A 15,364-nucleotide genomic window follows, 5' to 3' on the forward strand; every position below is an offset into this window, starting at 1 on the left:
AAAACCAACAGTTCTAACCTGCCGTTTTCCTACATTTTACGGGTGCCTTTTACAATTGATTCTCAATTCCTCCGATTACTATATGATTTTTTGGAATCCGATGGTTATTAACTTGCTTGATGAGATGGTGGAAGTAGTATCCACGTGAATGTAAGAGATAACCATTTTCGAACAATTGGATTGGAAGTTGAGGATACTGATTTAAACAATGATCTATAACTTTATTAGCAATTTTTCTGGGGATTTCTTCTTCTTTGAAAGAAGAAATAAAAAAAATCACGTAATCAGGCTGGGGATTTGAAAGGATGTTCCTACGAATTTGCTGTTTGTCTATTTTGTTACACGAAAGTACCTTTTCTACCCAGAAGTGCAATGCAGAGAGGCTTTCTAGAGGTGTGTTTAATTTGTTGAAATTTGTAGAGTTACTAAGATAACGAATCAAAAATACTTCTAAATTAGTGGTGGGGTGATTTCTCATTTTAAATGAGTAATCTACAATAATTTTTGCTATTTTTTCTAAAATAACTAGATCAACTCTGACATGTTCAATTAATGAAAAAGCCGCCTTTAAACATTGTGTAAGATTTGAGGGAGAAAGTTTCGAATGTCTTATGAGCAATAGGTAATTTTCCACCCATTTTTCAAATTTGTATCGGGCTGGGTGGATGCCCTTCCTACCAAGTAGATGAAGTTCTTGATCGATTTTAATATAAGAACCACATAGATTCACAAAATTTTGACAAAATTCTTTTTCATTGTTATAAATTAAATCATGAATACTTTGTTTTTCTAATTGTTCTTGTAAAGAGGATGTAGAAGTAAACTTTACAATAATGTCAACATCAATAGTGTTGAGTGGATAGTCTCGTTGTGCATCTACATTAGGGTCAAGCTTATTTTGACTACGAGTGTAAGTGGTAATAATCATATTACAATACGCGCTGAAAATATTATTCCAACTTACACAGAAAATATCAATGAACAAATAATTTTTGTGAATGTAATTATACATATCATATGCAAAAAATTGTATTTCGGCTAATTTCCCATACTTCTTTTTGCGGCCACTTAATGGATCGACTAACGGAGCGGAGAAAAAATTACTTGAATAAATTTTATTTTGTTCATTGACAAGTTTTTGTAGGCTTAAATTATTTACAGAGAAAGATTCGGTACCTCCAAGAAAAATCTTTTTCAAAGTATGGGATTGCAGTTGTTGTAATGGTGTTTGTTCATTGAATATTTTATTGATAATACCTATTGAATTATTATTAGTGTCTGTAAAAGCAAGATCTAATTTTTTTATTAATGAGTATAAATAATTCTTTTCCCCGTTTATTGAAATTTTTGAGAGCATAGCAATAGATTCTTTCGGAAAAAAGAGATAGCTTATATAAGCGTGTTGAAACCGCGACTTTATTGATGAATTGATCGGCTTTGAAGACGCTTTCCTAAATAAGCTATAATATTGATTTGATTTCATTAATAAAAATACTTTATCAGATTGTTCTTTTAAAATTGTAGTGGAATAGGTTTTAGGTGAACTTGGGCTTACAGCAATCAAGTCGGTGATAGAGGATTTAATTAGAATTGAGTTAATAAGAGGTGTGCTTCTCTTGTCATTGTCTTGAATAGCCTTAATCCTTTTAAACGAATTTTTACTCATAATAACAGTAGAACCGTAATAACTTAGGTAAGCATCTTCAAGCTTTCCATTTGGTAACAGTTCAATATCGTGTGTTATAACAGGTCGGAGATCTTCAAAAGAGGTGTATGGAAGCTGATCTAATATCTCCAAATAATTATTATTAAAATATGGATACCAATGAGCAATCGCATTTAAGATTGCATAATCTGCTTTTGCCGTTTTATTTGTTAAACGATCTTCATTATCATATCTCATTATTTCGTTTGGTAAAGTGTCAAGATCAATTAGATCAATGTTACTTGATTTATAATAATTTTGGAGTTGTGTATATGAGTAAGTATGGTTTTCTGAACTTGAATATAGTAAAACGTTATTTGGAATGTTATTTTTGCTATTATTATAGGTTAATTGTTTTTTTAGGTAATTTATCCAGTTGATTATTAAACGAAGATTATTATCTGACATTGAATATCCAACGAAAAGAAAGATATGCGTTGCAAGCAATGTTTTAATAAAAGTTGAAATTAAAATATGGGAATGGTCGTAGTTTAAATAATCAGATTCTTTTAATACAATCGTTTTTTCTAAATTCTCCTGAGTAATGTCACCATGCATTTTTAATATAAAATGAGATCCAGAATTACCACGAAGCAAAAGAGATGAGTCATCAAAAATAGTTACATATTTAAATATTTTAGAATTGAGAGCGGACTTCTCGAGAAGTGTGTCGTAATTGGTAGTAATGATGTGATCAGGATTTAATCGAACAATCATGTCATCTAATACATTTCCAGAATGCTGCTTTTGCATTATTTTTCGAATGATATCAAAATATTTAGTGGGATTTTTTTGAAACATCATTTCTGGAATTTTTAATAGTTCATCGTTAGTAAAGTCTTTGTCAGTTTGAATATTCTGAGCTTCCGCCATCTTTTCCACCAGCCTTGACCATGACGGGAATCCTGAATTTTGTGAAACACCAGCTCCAACAAAAAGAATTAACCTAGAGTCATCTGAGGCTTTAATAAGTCGTGATAAAATTGCTGATAAATTAGAATTCATTTTCTTCTCCTAAATTATTTTTACGTTCTTACCTATAGTAAGAACCTCTAACTATAATTATACATTGTCTTAAATGTACTGTTTGTCAGTTGGATTATATTATAAGAATTAAATGAATACTTAATCAATCTAACTTTATACTTTCATTAGCTTCCATTTATGAATTAAAAAATTTGAAGATAATGGCTTAAAGACTATGCATAGAACACAATGGTCTAGATTTTGAAAAATAATTTTTACAAGGTAAGTAATGATAAGGTATCAGTATGGATGGAGTTACCGAATAGGAATTGTTCCAATCAATAATATTTTCATTTTTCTTAAGAATGTAAATCTTTGGTATATTTTAAGTGCTGATGCACCTCACAATGATTGTAACTATTACAATGGTTCTATAATCAATTAAGCTAATTTATCAGGCTTAATATTCGAGGTGGATGAATGATGACGAAACGAAGCAAAAGGTTAATAACTCTCAGTGTGATCATTGGCGTGGTGATCGTGCTACTGGTGGCCGGCAGCCTTTTTCGGTCAGCCCATCATTCTCACCGGATAAGCCAGCAGCAATCAACCCTGGCAGCGAGTCACTCGACAACACCGGTTCTATTTGTTCATGGTTGGGGAGCTGGTTTACGTTCCCAAATGCCACTAGCCAAGAAGGCAATTAGAAAGGGAGTTGCGCAAAAGGGGCTCATCGTCTTTGTCGGGCCATCCGGCCAAATTCAGATGTATGGCCATTTACCTGCTCATCCACGAAAGTCTCCGGAAATTTTGATTAAGTTTCCTAATGCCTACATTGGTGAGTTTAAAGAAGCAGCTGCTCTGCATAAGATTTTGATATTATTGAAACGAAATTATCACGTTACCCAATATAACGCGATCGGACATTCGATGGGTGCGTATGCACTAACACTTCAAAGTGAACGGGATGGCAACTCACGCTTGTTACCTCGACTTAACAAGCTGGTATTAATCGCCGGCCCATTCGATGGTATCTTGAACCGGCACAAATGGGATCAACCTACCAGTGGTGCCTTGAGTCGGCTATGGGATGATCATCCGGGACAAAATCGACTGCTTGCCAATGGTCAGCCTAAGATTAAACATCCCGAATATCGGTTACTAATGAAAAATCGCCGAAACTTTCCTCAGCAGGCTAAAATTCTCAACATTTTTGGCAGAGTCAATAATGGATCGGATTCTGACGGGACAGTGAGCGTCCCATCTGCATTATCACTAGGTTCGATCTTGAAAAATCAGGTTGCCAGCTATCAGGTTCGTGGCTTCTCAGGACGTCTTGCAAAACATCCCTATCTTGAAACTAAAAATACGCGTGTTCAGGAAGCAATCATGAAATTTCTTTGGGAATAATGGCGCAGGTTAATGGTAGTTATCAGTATTACTCATTGTTTTTCACAAGTAGTTACGTCCTAAAATGGGGGAGAAATTTACCATTATTTGAGAGCAGCTCATCTGTTATAAAAGGCACTGGAAGTTTTTCCAGTGCCTTTTATGCTGATTTTAAACAATTTTATGAAAAATGAGTCAACTCATCAAAAGAGATAAAGTGGATGGATTTTCTTAGAGTGGTTATTAGCCCAAAAAGAGGGTGATGATAGATCGAAGAAAACTTATTTTGATAGTAAAATATAAACGACAATTCCAATACAAATGATAATGCCAATTGAATTTATTATTACGGACCGACTATCTTTAGCTTTAATGGATCTGAATATGACATATCCAATCAGGAAAACATAGATGCTCACCAAGTAAGGTAGGGCAGCAGGCCACATAACAATCAACAGAATTAGAATAAAGTTGATACTATCTTGCCAATTAAAATTAAATCCATTTGTTGAATCATGTTTATTCATAAGGGATCACCGTCTTTATCCCGAATTAATTCTTATGCCATCCATTTTAAGCCATTTTGGCTATTTATGCCGAATTCCTGGATGGATATTATCATTCATATTGCTAAAATCGTCTGTCTGTCAATTAAGCTTTCAACACAGTTGCGGTCTCAGCAACGGCCATGTCCACCATCAGGCTATTTCATCGTATACCCACCATCAGCCACAATTTCCTGTCCAGTAATAAAGCTGGCCTCATCCGAAGCCAGAAAATTAACCACGTTGGCAATTTCTTCCGGTTTACCGAGACGCTTCATTGGGACATCCTGCGCAATTCTTGCTTTATTTTCTGGGGGGATATTTTCCAGAATTGGCGTTTCCACCATTCCTGGATGAACGGAATTTACCCGAATATGATCGTCGACCAGATCAAGTGCCGCGTCCTTGGTCATGCCACGGATTGCAAACTTACTGGCACCATAGGCAATGGTATTCGGAATAGCGACCAAGCCGCCAATTGAGGAGATGTTGACGATCGATCCCTTGCCAGCGCGTTTCATCGATGCCACGATACTCTTCATGCCGTAAAAAACTGAATACTGATTAACATGGATGACTTTATCGTAATCTGCTGGTGTCATGTCGGTAATCGGCTTCATAATATCAATGCCGGCATTATTAACCAAGACGTTAAACGGACCAAAGGTTGCTTCACCCACCTCAATGACATATTGCCAATCATCCATTGACGTGACATCGTGCTTAAGAAACAGGCTATGGTTACCCAATTCAGCTTGCAGTTTTTGACCGGCGGTGACATTAACGTCGGTCAAAGCGACATTGGCCCCATTTTGAATGAAGTTCTTGGTAAAAGCCTTACCCATGCCACCAGTGGCACCGGTAATCAGTGCGGTTACATTTGATAAATCAGCCATGAAGACTCATCCTTTCTTTAGTAATCTAAAACGAGATCTGATTAGTAATCATCACGTACTTCTTTTTACCTTTAGCATACACGTTCAGCTAGTGATTGCCACAGTTTGGATTCAGTTGTGATAAGTCGTAAAACTTCAGTTAGAACAAAGGAAACAGAGTGAGCCAAAAGGCGGTTAACTTCCAGAGTACAATTGGATTATCCGAATATTCCGGTCTTGAATATTGGGATAATTCGGTTGTACGGCAGGAGGTTGCCTTTTGTCTCACGTTTTTGCTTGGTAATATTCGTGACTGCAAACAAATAGGGCTGGACAAAATCACTTTTGTCTCAACCCCTTTACTGTTTGTGATCAATTTTGAATTCGAAATTTTTGATGTCGTTATTTTTAAGACGTTTTTTTCACCGCACCAGCCACCAAAAAACTAATGTCCAGTGGTGACACATCATTGGTCAAATTACCGACCGAGGTAAAATCGGCGCCACATCCTTTAAAATGGCTAATGGTAGCTTCTGAAATGCCACCTGACGCTTCAATCTTGATCGTTTTAGGAACCAGTTGCCGCCATTGCTTCACGGTTGCCGGATTCTGGTTGTCAAACATAATCACATCGGCACCAACCGCCACGGCATCCAGAAGTTCTTGTTTGGTCTCGACCTCAATTTCGACTGGGGTAAGCGGACCAAGTTGACGTTTGACACGGATTAAGGCTTCCTTGACGCCACCGGCCAGCGCGATATGATTGTCTTTCAACATGACGCCGCCGGTTAAATCGAAGCGGTGATTGAAACCGCCACCTGTTTTAACCGCGTATTTATCAAATAATCGCAGACCCGGCGTCGTTTTTCGCGTGTCAGTTACTTTAATGGTGGCATCATCCAGATTATGAATGGTGCGAGCGGTTTTTGTTGCGATGCCGCTCATTCGCTGCATTAAATTCAAGGTGACCCGTTCGCCAGTCAACAGGGTTGCGGCCGTTCCGGTCACTTTACCGATTTTTTGACCAGCCGAGACGGTTGTGCCATCCGCGACAAGTGCCGTATAGTCGGCTTCTCCCAGCAAATCATAAGCAACGGGTGGGATCTGTTGGCCGCAGACAATGCCAGCCTGTTTGACGATGAAGTAACCGGTTAACTGTTTGTCAATTGGCAGGTAGCGAGCACTAAAATCGCCAAAACCAATGTCTTCTTTAAGAAATTCAGCGACCTTATCTTTCAGCAATAGCGGGTTCATTCGGCATCCTCCTGACTTGATGAGGTTGGTAGGGCAAGGACAGCAATTGAGCCAATGACCAACGAAACCATGAAAATGATAAAAATCGTGCTGATATTAACACTGCGATCCATCAAGACGCCGATCAATAGTGGGCCAAAGATGGCACCGATTCGGCCAATTCCTTGCGCCGTTCCAGTCATGGTCCCACGGATATTATTGGTATAAAGTTCAGGAGTCAATGCGATAATCGCCCCATACGCACCAAGGTTGAAGAATGACAGGACACACCCTGAGATAACGATCATAACGGCCGTTACTGATTGACCAAACATGATGGCGCCCAGCGCGGTTCCCAGCATGTACAGCGCAAAAACGTATTTAACCTTGATGCGTTTAGCGAGCCATGACGCACAGAAGTAGCCCGGAAGTTGGGCAACAACAATGATTGTGGTGTAGCCAAAACTATTGACGATTCCGTACCCTTTGTCCACCATGATACTTGGCAGCCACATGAACATCCCGTAGTAACTAAACATGACCATGAACCAAGCCAGCCAAAGCATTAAGGTCCATGGCTTAAAGGTTGTCCGTAATGATACCAGCCAATTCTGGGCCTGAGCAGTTTCCGGGTGACTTTCATGAATGTGTTTTCGCAAAATAATGGCAAAAAATCCGGTAATGGCGGTCACAATCAAAATACCGCGCCAGCCAAGTACTGGTGTCAATAAGAATGAGAGAAATGACGCGACCAGCCAACCAACTGCCCAAAAACTATCGGCCAAGATTAGCATTTGGGATCGTTTGCTTCCCCTGTAAATGTCGGCAATGTAGGTTGCGGCAACCGGAAGTTCACCGCCAAGTCCCATTCCAACGATAAATCGAATTGCGAGAAACGTGTAGAAGCCGGGGGAACCCGCCAAAACCAAATTTCCGATTGAAAAGGTGAGCAGCGTCGCAATTAACGTATTCTTGCGGCCAATCCGATCAGCTAAATGACCAAAGTAAAAGCCACCGCAGACCATCCCAACGGTACTGATTGAACTAATTAGCCCCGTCTGCGAATTTGTCAGTGCCCACTCCTTATGTACAATTGACATAATAAACGAAAGTAATCCAACGTCCATTGCGTCAAATAGCCACGCGGTTCCAATGATTAAGAAGACGCGTGACATTGTTTGCTGATTTGTGTGATCCATATTGTCAAAAACTCCCTTCTGATAAATAAAAGTAGTTTATACTTTTAAACAATGTAAAAAATAAAAGTAACGTTTACTTTAAATAGCAGAATACACTTTTAAAATGAAAAGTTCAAGGGCAGATGATTATTTAGTAAGATTTTTTTATCGGCGTAAATTAGCTAAATCGATTTAGTTCATGTGGCTTAACTACTAGAGTGAAGCAAATCGATCATGCTATACTGGACATAATTATGAATAACGAAACAATTTAATAGTTATCAAGAAGGGGATTATCACACATGAAGATTCAGACCATTTTGACATCTCAGTGGATTGATTGGGGCAAACAACGCTCTGCCGAAGATCCACGTTTGGAAGGGTTTGTCGCTGGCGAGGGTGGCCTAAATCCAAAGATTCTTTTATTGGGTGAGGCGCCTGGCGATAAAGAGATTAAGCTGGGTCATCCGTTTATGGGACCTGCCGGAAAAGAGCTTGACCGCTGGTTGGCATCATTGGGATTGACTCGCGAGGATATTTACATTACCGGAGTTGTCAGCGCACGACCATTTTCAATTGGTAAAACGGGGCGCAAAAGTGATCGGCGTCCCAACAACACTGAGGTGAAGACTTGGGCGCCAATGTTTGATTACGAATTGGCTCAGTTTCCGGGACGTTTGCTGGTACCAATGGGAAATGCCAGCCTGCAGCGATTGTTAGGCAATAAAGCCAAGATTGGTGAGCTGCACGGTCAGTTGTTGGAACGCCCAATTCAACAGTTTGATAAAGCAACGAATACGTTTAAATTAACTCAAGAGGCGCGGCAAATCTTCCCACTGTATCACCCGTCTTATTCAAAACGATTCAAAAATATGAAAGCAGTGGTGGATGCTGATTCGAAAAGACTAGAGAAATTACTTCATGATCAGTCGGTTTTAAAGTAGAATGAACTTAACGAAGCATAAGTTATGTTGGGATCCGGTTGATTGAGAGGAGTGGTCACGATGGCTAATGTAAAGTTTGAAGATAACCAAATGATTGTCGGTATCAGTGGCTTGGATAAGGTTTGGGGTTTTAAGGGAGATTTTAAAATTCCGATTGATCATGTATCTGATCTGACGGTGGAAAGCCGTGACCAAATGCAGAAGGATGGTAAATGGGGATTGGTAAACTTACGGGCGCCAGGATTGGGCTTGCCTACCAAGAAAGTGGGGACCTTTTACGGCTCATTTTATGGTGAGGCCAGTCAGATGAACCAATCAAAGAAGTCTAAAAAGTCATACCTTGACGTTTCTAGTAAGGATAATATTTTATTTGTGACTTTAAATAACGAAAAATACGACTATTTATTTTTAACCGTGGCTAATCCGGCTGAATTGATGAGCCAATTTCAGCGGTTGAAGGGAAATCAATAATAAAAATACATCCTAAGCTCAGAATAATGGACTCTCTTTTTTGAACAACTTTAACAATAAATCTAAAAACCCCGCCAGACCAAGCAATTATGCTGATTGGTCTGGCGGGGCTTCTATGAGTTGATAAAAACAGAATCCTGTCAATTATCCTTAATAACGGTCATGTTAACAACCATCCTGCGAACCTTATTTTCCGCATGATCCGCGTTAATTCGCCGAATAATTGTGTTCGCAGTGGTGGTGTGGGTTTGCACCTCACCGAATGAGTGGACGACCAAACTGTGGTAAACAATTTGATTTTGATGCTTAATCTCAAACCAGTTGGGTTCAAGCTGCTTTTCGGTTTCTTTAATATCTTTGTTGGGCCAAACCAAGTAATGGTTCCCTTTGGAGGTTCGATGAATTCAACCTGCCAGCCAAGACTGAAGTCGGACACTTCCTGCCAGCGTTGAATATTGACGTGTTTTATCGCAAAATAAATGACGCTGCCGAATGCCAACTTAGGGTGATGGTTAAATTCTGTCATCGTCAGTGGCTTGGATCTTTTAAGGGAACTGGTTTTAGCTGTGGGATGCGAATGATGTGGTTGTGTTGAGCGGTGCTGTGTCATGCTGAAAGCGATCCCCAGGATGCAGAGAATGAGGATTCCCAGCATGCCGCCTTTAATTACTTTTTTCATTATTTGAATCCAATCTTGAAACAATTTTCAGTCGAAATAGTCTTAGCTCGAGAACATAAGCCCATCTTATTGGAAATAACTAGAATCTTCAAACAGAAACATACCATAAAATAAAAAATCAGTCCAAACTGAATTCTTTGAACTGACATTGAAATGAAAACTCATCTCGGTTAATTTTCAAATCCGAATGAAATTACTTCCCCGTTAATAACTAAGGGCCATCCGATCCTTCATTGACCAGCTGCTGACGAAGTCTCCCTTATCGAGAGCAGCCTTTTCATTTGTCCAGCAATCATTGTAGTAAACGCTGCTGTCATCGACGCCGGTAACGACCAATGCGTGAGTGTGAAAGCCGTCGAATTGGCCGACCCAGACAACGATTGGATGGCCGGTTTTGCTCAAGTGATCAGCCAAGTCGTCGATTAATTTGCCGCTTAGGTCAATGGCATTGCCGGCATACTTTTTAACCAACTTCATTAAAGCAGGTGGATAGATACTGTTGCCGTCCTCGGTGAAAGGATTGCCAACAAACCCCTTGTTGCAATCGTCATCGTCATACGGCATTTCTTTGGCTAAATCGACTTTATTAACATCGGCACCGGCATATCGAAGCATCATGGTAACCGCGGTAATTTCACAGCCGGTTGGTAATTCTGGTCGTTGTGGAATCAGTGGAACCTGTAATTTAGTTGATTGCATATCTCTCTTTCTCCCCTAGAAAAATCTATTTGCCTTAATCATATTCTGAAATTGGATTCGGCGCAATCGTCACATCTTGATGGCAGTGTGATGATAGGCGGTTGTCGGAGTTCTCAGTGATGTTGATGGTGAAATTGTTAGAAAACTGGGATTTGTTTGGTTCCAAAAAAAGAGAAATCCACCAACGCACTCATCAAGCACATTGGTGGATCAGAAGGTTATCTAATGAATAGTAACGGACGGATTATCTAACATCCAGCGGTTGCTTGCTGGTTGGTTTTGGAAAGGCCACGTCCAGCTGGTCCAACTCATCTTGGGACAGGTCGATGCTGGCAGCTTTGATGTTATCGACTGCGTGCTTAGGATCTCCGGATTGGGGGATGGCTAAGGTATTACCGTCCCGAATGTCCCACGCCAGCACGATTTGCCATGGGGTAGCGTTATGAGTAACAGCAATTTGTTTAACCGTCTTGTTGGTCATCATGTTACCGCGCTCATCACCGGCACCGACTGGCGTATAGGCAATAAATGGGATTTGTTGTTGACGCTGCCATGGCAATAAGCTGTATTCGACGCCGCGGCTGCTTAGATTATAGAGGTCTTCGTTGGCTGCGACTTGATCGCCATCAGGCAGGGTAAGTAATTCCTGCATATCTGGTAAATCAAAATTGGAGACGCCCCAATGTTTGATTTTACCGGCTTGCTGAAACTTCTGGAGTGTTTCGACAGTTTCACTTAATGGAACCGCCCCACGCCAATGGTATAAGTACAGGTCAACATAATCGGTTCCCAATAACTTTAAACTGGTTTCCAGACTGTGGCCCATGCGTTTAGCTGAAGCGTTGGACGGCAGGACCTTATCGATTATAAATAGGTCATCGCGATTAAGGTCGCGGATTGCGTCGCCAACCAACGCCTCGCTGCGACCATTACCGTACATTTCGGCGGTATCGATAACGCGGGCACCGGCGGCAACGCCTGCCTGCAAAGCCTTGATTTCTTGAGCCCGGGTTGATTGGTCGTCACCCATATGCCAGGTTCCTAATCCAATAGCGGGTACTTGACGGTCGCCTAGAAGTAATTTTTTCAAATGACTTGCCTCCTATGATTTTGATGATTCATGTTCAACAATTTGAAAATTCCGAGGAACAAGGGTGGTTGGCTTCCAGAGCATTAACGGATTATCCGGGGAACTTGATTTTAGCTATTCAGATAATGATCCATGCAGTTGGTCGCTGTCGGTTATTCCACATCTTTATTTGGTGATAATTGTGATTGCGAAACGAGGTTGGGGAAATGGCTGCTACCTCAATCTAGCAGGTCACACTGACTAATTTCATTTTAACGCTAGTAATGAAAATGATGAAACAACTATTTTCGAATTTTCAACCAATTGAAAATTTCTTGAGCGGCTGACAATGGTAAATATCTGAGTTCAACTTCTTCATTGCTGTTGCCGTGGCGGACATTTACCCGAACATGTGCCAAGTTGGTGCGAGTCATCCAGATTGATTGATGAATGCCAAATGATTGGACGTTTTTTCTTGGGATAACGAATTGTGAGCGGGTGAACCAATGACCGTTTTGCATAATCAATTGGTCACCGCTGATTTTCCAACCGGTGTTGCTGGCAGAATACCAGCCTTGAAAAAAGGCAATGATAAAGATTGGCAGGCTTAGCAATCCCCAAGCTTTAAAAAAGTAAAGACAAATCGCTACTGGAACAAGGCCAAATAACAGGGCGTTACGAATAAAGTACCAGAAGTCGCGTTTTGGCAGGGTTGTTAATTGTGAGAAATCGGCGGGTGCCCAGCTGATAAACGGCGCGAGACTTGAGAAGGCCTTAGCCGTTTTAATCACCGGAATGATCATCAGATCGTTACTCTTTTCCTTATCGCCGGCTGATGATGCCGATAGCGCCTGGATCGTGGAAAGTTTGCACCATTGGCGGATGATATTTTGTTTGATCCGAATAGCCTGAATTCGGTTAACAGGAATCGTTACAGAATTGCGTTGAAAAAGGCCCTGGTAAGTCTTCAGCTGCCCTGATTCATTTGTCAGGGTAAATTTATAGTAGCGTTGAACGATTGTTAAAAAGGTGCCGATAATACTGATGATAATAATTAATAAGGCGATGATCGCAATCATTAGGATTGATTGCTGAACGATTTCACTGGTAATCGAGTTAATAATTCGCTGCGGAATCACGTCCTGAATTTTGCCGTAAATTGCCAGCAGGACTCCCATTAATGGAAAGATTCCCAGCGAGGTCAAGGCAAATACATTCAAGTCGTGGGGATTAATTAAATAGGTTGGGATTGGTTTCGAATTTGCCTGGGTTGATTTGATGGTTGATTCAAGATCAGAATCGGAATTTGCGTGATGACTCACCCGGCGTTGTTCAATCGCTTCCCGAACGCGTTCCGGGACAATTGGCAGGACGGCTTCGGGACTGTGATCATCATGGCCGGCTGTTTCGATTTGCAATTTTTCCAAATGAAACGGTTTTAAGAAAAACCATTGACTGCGTTGAATTGTTTGGATTCGACCATAGGGGATATGCGTATGCTTTTTAATAAAGATCCCGGAGTTAATCGTCAGCATGTCATCCGCAATTTCAAATGTGAAGCACAGATAACGGACGAAGACGATCGCGATAATTAGCAGGATAATGCCGCCAAACCCAAGCAATGGACTAATGTGGTGACGAACCAGAAAACGCATGGCCGGTCCAAATACCAAGGCAATCAAAATGACCCAGTCTAATAGATGACGAAATAGAAAATAAATCATCGACAGGGGGTTAAGATGCTGTTTCGGATTAGACGTCATGATCATTCACCTCCACCGCCATTTGCATAATTTGTTTGCGGAGGCGTTCGCCAACTTCCGGTTCAAGGCCATCGATGGTGTGTGACGTTGAGGCAGTCGTTACCCGAACTTTTTGAAGCTTTTGTGATTGAAGCACCGGCCCAGCTTCCAGAGTGACATCTTGGACTCGGGCAATTGGAATTGAGACCAGGTGACGGAAAATATACCCGGATCGTAGCTCAACGGCATCATCGGTTAAGGTGTACCGCCAAAATGCGTAACGATAAGGGACCAGAATGAGTTCAATAATGAAATAAATAATTGCAATCCCAATTAAGACGAGTGATGGATAACTGAGCCATTGCCAGTTATTGGTTGTGGCAAGGAAGTAACAGCCGATGCCGACAATTGCTAAAATTAGAAACGTGAATAATGCAGATAGACGCCAAACAGTTTTGATTTGGGGTGGTAATTGGTTGGATTCGGTCAATTTAATGAACCTCCTTAATTTTTTAAAGTGTACCTAATTTTGGTATAAGTTTCAACAGTGTCATCAATTAAAAAAGGGCGCATTATCCTAGACATTATCCCGATTATAGCGTTATACTTCTTTTTATGCGCGTTGATCGATTAATGATCGTTTAGGAAGGGGGAAGTTCAATTGTCTGCTAAAGTTAGAAACTCGATAATTGTACTTATTTTTGGAAACTTTTTGGTATGTGTCGGGATGAGTTTGATTTTTCCGGTGATGCCATTTATAAAAAATGAACTGCACTTATCCGCAACGGATATGGGAATCATGAACTCGTTGTTTGCTTTCGCGCAACTGATTGCTTCCCCGATTGTTGGGCAGTTATCTGATCGAATTGGCCGCAAACCAATTCTGGTATATGGTCTGCTATTATATATGTTCTCAGAGATTTTATTTGCGGCAACGAATTGGTTATGGATGTTTGATATTTCACGGACAATCGGTGGTCTGTCGGCGGCAATGGTTGTGCCAACGACTAACGCACTGGCAGCTGATTTAACGACACCGAGGCAGCGAGCCAGAGTCATTGGTCTATTGTCGGCTGCCTTTAGTGGTGGTCTAATTTTAGGACCGGGAATCGGCGGCCTGCTTGCCAAGTTTGATTATAAAACACCATTTTGGTTCGCGGCGGGATTAGGCTTTCTAAGTATGCTGTCACTTCAATTCATGCTGCCAAGTGAAAAAGAAATTGAGGGCTATGCCAAAGAAAATGTTGTCCCGCCAACGCCTCATTTGCGACAAAAATCCTCTTGGACACAAACCAAGAAATTATTCAGTGGGCCAATGGGCTTGCTGTTTTTACTGATTTTAATTTCATCATTTGGCCTGGTAGGCTTTGAAAGTATCTATAGTTTATATGTTAACGAAGTCTTTAAATTTACCATGGAAAATATTGCGTTGGTACTAACGTTAAACGGCATCATTTCACTCATGTTTCAAGCCTTGTTATTTGACCGGCTGGTCGTCTGGCTGACCGAAAAACGATTGGTTCGCTATTGTTTCTTCCTATCATTTGCGGGCACTATTTGGATTATTCTGGCTCATTCAAAATTAGAAGTAATCATTGCGACCTTAATTGTGTTTACAGCCTACGATTTGATTCGGCCGGCAATTACCACGCTGCTGACCAAGGCCAGTTCAACTGCTCAAGGATTGATTAACGGCGTCAATATGTCATTGACTAGTGTTGGTAATATCATTGGACCGATCATGTCTGGGGCTCTCTTGGATATGAACTATCATTTTCCATATTTAGTGGTTGCCGTTTTCTTACTTATTTCATGGTTGTTGACCTATAAAATTCAGGAAAAGTTTAAAGCTAATGTATAATGTCGATC

Annotated in this window: 13 protein-coding genes; 4 read left to right on the forward strand and 9 right to left on the reverse strand. The window is 40.7% G+C overall.

Translation table 11 applies throughout. The annotated features are described in order from the left end of the window. Positions 1-49: 49 nt before the first annotated feature. Positions 50-2,710 carry an SIR2 family protein gene (locus FC85_RS03025; RefSeq protein ID WP_057864090.1) on the reverse strand — a complete coding sequence of 887 codons (2,661 nt, stop codon included), beginning with the start codon at positions 2,708-2,710 and terminating at the stop codon, positions 50-52. A 441-nt stretch (positions 2,711-3,151) separates the two neighbouring features. On the opposite strand from FC85_RS03025, the gene FC85_RS03030 reads away from it, so the two are divergent. Next, positions 3,152-4,081, forward strand: coding sequence for an alpha/beta hydrolase (locus FC85_RS03030; protein ID WP_057864091.1), 930 nt, complete (start codon positions 3,152-3,154; stop codon positions 4,079-4,081). A 682-nt stretch (positions 4,082-4,763) separates the two neighbouring features. Here FC85_RS03030 and FC85_RS03040 read toward each other — a convergent pair. The 3 genes from FC85_RS03040 to FC85_RS03050 all read right to left on the reverse strand — a co-directional run bounded on the left by FC85_RS03040 (position 4,764) and on the right by FC85_RS03050 (position 7,912). Next, positions 4,764-5,501, reverse strand: a complete 738-nt coding sequence (locus FC85_RS03040; protein WP_057864093.1) for an SDR family NAD(P)-dependent oxidoreductase — start codon at positions 5,499-5,501, stop codon at positions 4,764-4,766. A 387-nt stretch (positions 5,502-5,888) separates the two neighbouring features. Beyond that, complete coding sequence (gene nadC, locus FC85_RS03045; RefSeq protein WP_057864094.1) at positions 5,889-6,734, reverse strand: carboxylating nicotinate-nucleotide diphosphorylase; 846 nt, start codon at positions 6,732-6,734, stop codon at positions 5,889-5,891. Continuing rightward, complete coding sequence (locus FC85_RS03050; protein WP_057864095.1) at positions 6,731-7,912, reverse strand: MFS transporter; 1,182 nt, start codon at positions 7,910-7,912, stop codon at positions 6,731-6,733. Before FC85_RS03050 ends, nadC begins: the two co-directional genes overlap by 4 nt. A 281-nt stretch (positions 7,913-8,193) precedes the next feature. Between FC85_RS03050 and FC85_RS03055 the strand changes: the two genes are divergently transcribed. Next, positions 8,194-8,835 (forward strand): uracil-DNA glycosylase, encoded by a 642-nt coding sequence (locus FC85_RS03055; RefSeq protein WP_057864096.1) that lies wholly within the window; start codon positions 8,194-8,196, stop codon positions 8,833-8,835. Between the two features lie 60 nt (positions 8,836-8,895). Continuing rightward, on the forward strand, positions 8,896-9,306 hold the full coding sequence (locus FC85_RS03060; protein WP_057864097.1) for a hypothetical protein: 411 nt from the start codon (positions 8,896-8,898) through the stop codon (positions 9,304-9,306). Positions 9,307-9,466: 160 nt separating this feature from the next. Here the strand turns inward: FC85_RS03060 and FC85_RS03065 are convergent, their stop codons facing one another. The 5 genes from FC85_RS03065 to FC85_RS03085 all read right to left on the reverse strand — a co-directional run bounded on the left by FC85_RS03065 (position 9,467) and on the right by FC85_RS03085 (position 13,985). Next, positions 9,467-9,985 (reverse strand): hypothetical protein, encoded by a 519-nt coding sequence (locus FC85_RS03065; RefSeq protein WP_225427617.1) that lies wholly within the window; start codon positions 9,983-9,985, stop codon positions 9,467-9,469. A gap of 204 nt (positions 9,986-10,189) precedes the next feature. Next, a complete protein-coding gene (locus FC85_RS03070; protein ID WP_057864098.1) occupies positions 10,190-10,684 on the reverse strand; it encodes a C39 family peptidase in 495 nt (164 codons plus the stop codon). Positions 10,685-10,928: 244 nt separating this feature from the next. Further along, the gene (locus FC85_RS03075) at positions 10,929-11,774 is read right to left on the reverse strand and encodes an aldo/keto reductase (RefSeq protein WP_057864099.1); all 846 of its coding nucleotides are present in this window, start codon (positions 11,772-11,774) and stop codon (positions 10,929-10,931) included. 281 nt (positions 11,775-12,055) lie between these two features. Next, positions 12,056-13,516 (reverse strand): PH domain-containing protein, encoded by a 1,461-nt coding sequence (locus FC85_RS03080; protein WP_057864100.1) that lies wholly within the window; start codon positions 13,514-13,516, stop codon positions 12,056-12,058. Continuing rightward, entirely contained in the window at positions 13,506-13,985 is a 480-nt protein-coding gene (locus FC85_RS03085; protein WP_057864101.1) for a PH domain-containing protein, read from the reverse strand. The genes FC85_RS03080 and FC85_RS03085 overlap by 11 nt, the downstream gene beginning before the upstream one ends. Positions 13,986-14,156: 171 nt before the next feature. Between FC85_RS03085 and FC85_RS03090 the strand changes: the two genes are divergently transcribed. Beyond that, positions 14,157-15,356, forward strand: coding sequence for an MFS transporter (locus tag FC85_RS03090; protein ID WP_057864102.1), 1,200 nt, complete (start codon positions 14,157-14,159; stop codon positions 15,354-15,356). Positions 15,357-15,364 lie beyond the last annotated feature (8 nt).

Origin of the sequence: Lentilactobacillus diolivorans DSM 14421 (genome assembly GCF_001434255.1) — a bacterium.
In the GTDB taxonomy this organism is placed as follows: Bacteria; Bacillota; Bacilli; order Lactobacillales; family Lactobacillaceae; genus Lentilactobacillus; species Lentilactobacillus diolivorans.